Origin of the sequence: Nostocoides sp. (assembly GCF_035343835.1) — a bacterium.
Lineage (GTDB): Bacteria > Actinomycetota > Actinomycetes > Actinomycetales > Dermatophilaceae > Nostocoides_A > Nostocoides_A vanveenii.
Window position 1 is genome coordinate 1 of the sequence record NZ_DAOQZV010000319.1, and the last position, 2,919, is coordinate 2,919.

General features: G+C 64.1%; 2 protein-coding genes. One reads left to right on the forward strand and one right to left on the reverse strand.

The genetic code is table 11. The annotated features are described in order from the left end of the window. A partial coding sequence (gene glgX / locus PKH97_RS15505; RefSeq protein WP_324388502.1) for a glycogen debranching protein GlgX occupies positions 1-2,139 on the reverse strand: 2,139 nt, incomplete at its 3' end. Between the two features lie 91 nt (positions 2,140-2,230). Here glgX and PKH97_RS15510 point away from each other — a divergent pair. Further along, positions 2,231-2,919, forward strand: a 689-nt coding sequence (locus tag PKH97_RS15510; protein ID WP_324388503.1) for an SDR family NAD(P)-dependent oxidoreductase, incomplete at its 3' end; no start/stop codon positions are given.

The following is a 2,919-nucleotide window of genomic DNA, read 5'->3' on the forward strand; positions in this document are numbered from 1 at the left end:
GGGCGGGCGGATGCCGCGGTCGCTCGGTCCGCGCATGACCACCACGCTGCGCGGCTGCACGTCCACGACGCTCCCGGCCCGGCGCGGACGACGGCTGACCACGGGCGCTCCGGTGTCGATTTCGGTCGTCCAGGCCGCGCCATAGGCCTTGGCGGGCAAGGTGAAGGGCAGCGCCTCGTGGTGGGCGTTGAAGATCAGCAGGAAGTTGTCGCCCCGGATGACCTGCCCGCGGTTGTCGGGCTCGGGAATAGCCTGCCCATTGAGGAAGACCATGATCGAGCGCGCATACCCATTGCGCCAATCGCCCTCGTTCATCTGCTCACCGGCCGGCGTGAACCAGGAGATGTCGTGGACATCGCTTTCACCGCCGTGGTCGGCGCTGCCGGCGAAGAATCGGCGCCGCCGGAAAACCGGGTTCTCGCGGCGCAACTCGACCAGCCGGCGGGTGAACTCCAGCAGGTCGGTCTCTTCCTCGGTCAGATCCCAGTCGACCCAGGTCAACTCGTTGTCCTGGCAGTAGGTGTTGTTGTTGCCCTGCTGGGTGCGACCGAGTTCATCCCCGTGGGCAATCATCGGCACGCCTTGACTGAGCAAGAGCGTGGCGAGGAAGTTCTTCTGCTGGCGAATTCGCAACTCGCGAATCGCGGAATCATCGGTCGGGCCCTCGGCGCCGCAATTCCAGGATCGGTTGTGACTCTCGCCGTCACGATTTTCCTCACCATTGGCCAGATTGTGCTTCTCGTTGTAAGACACGAGGTCGCGTAAGGTGAAGCCGTCATGGGCGATGACAAAATTGATCGACGCGAAGGGCTTGCGGCTGGAGTGCTCATAGAGATCGGAGCTGCCCGTGATGCGGGACGCGAACTCGCCGATCGTCGAGGGCTCACCCCGCCAGAAGTCGCGGACCGTATCCCGGTATTTCCCGTTCCATTCGGTCCACAGCGGCGGGAAGTTGCCGACCTGGTAGCCACCCTCTCCGATATCCCACGGCTCGGCGATCAACTTGACCTGGCTGACGATCGGGTCCTGCTGGACCAGGTCGAAGAAGGCCGAGAGCCGATCGACCTCGTGGAACTGCCGGGCCAAGGTCGCGGCGAGGTCGAAGCGGAAGCCGTCGACGTGCATCTCGGTGACCCAGTAGCGCAGCGAGTCCATGATCAGTTGGAGGACGTGCGGGTTGCGCATGAGCAACGAGTTGCCGGTGCCCGTGGTGTCGTAATAGTGGGCGAGATTGCTCTGCACCAGCCGGTAATACGCCGCGTTATCGATTCCGCGGAAACACAAGGTCGGACCGAGGTGGTTGCCCTCCGCGGTGTGGTTGTACACCACATCGAGAATCACTTCGATGCCTGCCTCATGCAGGGCCTTGACCATGGCCTTGAACTCCAGGACCTGCTCCCCTCGGGTGCCAAAGGCGGCATACCCATTGTGCGGGGCAAAGAAGCCGATGGTGTTGTAGCCCCAATAGTTCGCCAGGCCCTTTTCCTGGAGATGGAAATCGTTGACGAACTGATGCACCGGCATGAGTTCGATCGCGGTCACCCCGAGATCGACCAGATGCGAAGTGATCGCCGGGTGGGCGATTGCGGCATACGTCCCGCGGATCTCTTCGGGGATATCGGGATGCAGCATCGTCATGCCCTTGACGTGCGCTTCGTAGATCACGCTGTTGTGGTACTCATGGCGCGGCGGGCGATCCTGTCCCCAGTCGAAAAAGGGATTGACGACGACCGAATAGAGCGTATGCCCGAGGCTGTCCAGACCGTTGCGATCCCCAGTCCCTCGCGCAGTGTCGGTCAGGGGGTAACTGAAGAGCGACGGGTGCCCGTCCATGTGCCCGTCGATGGCGCGGGCATACGGGTCGAGGAGGAATTTGTCGGGGTCGCAGCGGTGCCCTCGCTCGGGGTCGTAAGGCCCGTGGATGCGGAACCCGTAACGCTGGCCGGGTTGAATGCCGGGCACATACCCGTGCCAGACGAAGCCGTCGACCTCGGGCAGTGCGAAGCGCTCCTCGCGGCCCTCGTCATCGACGAGGCACAGTTCGACGCCATTCGCGACCTCGGAGAAGACCGCGAAATTGACCCCCGAACCGTCGTAGGTGGCCCCGAGCGGGTAGGGCTTGCCGGGCCAGAGAATCATGCATTCCTCGCACGCGTAGGCTGGGTTGAATAGCCGCCAACCTAGCCGATGAGCGCCGCTGACGGCGACATCGATCATGAAGGAGTCGAACGTGAGTTCTAGTTCCCGCGTCGCCGTGGTTACCGGGGCCGCCCGTGGTATCGGCGCCGCCACCGCGAAGAGATTGGCCGCCGATGGCTATGCCGTTGCCGTCCTCGACCTCGATGAATCCGCTTGCGCCACAACCGTGTCCGCGATCCAGGAGGCTGACGGCGAGGCACTTGCGGTCGGCGTCGACGTCTCGGACGAGGCCCAGGTCGAGGGGGCCGTGGCCCGGATCGCTGCCGAACTCGGCCCGCCGGTGGTGCTTGTCAACAACGCCGGCATCATCCGCGACAACCTGATCTTCAAGATGACGACGGCCGACTGGGACGCCGTCATCGGCGTGCACCTGCGCGGCGCGTTCTTGATGACCCGGGCTTGCCAGAAGTTCATGGGCGAGCAGAAGTTCGGCCGGATCGTCAACCTCTCCTCCTCGTCGGCGCAGGGCAATCGCGGCCAGGCCAACTACTCCGCGGCCAAGGCCGGCCTGCAGGGGTTCACCAAGACACTGGCCATCGAACTGGGTCGCTTCGGCGTTACCGCGAACGCTGTCGCCCCCGGCTTCATCCAGACCGATATGACGGCCGCCACGGCCGAACGCATCGGTATGCCGTTCGACGACTTCATCGCCGCGGCCGCCAAGGCGATCCCGGTCCAGCGCGTCGGCCAGCCCGATGACATCGCCGCGACGATCTCATT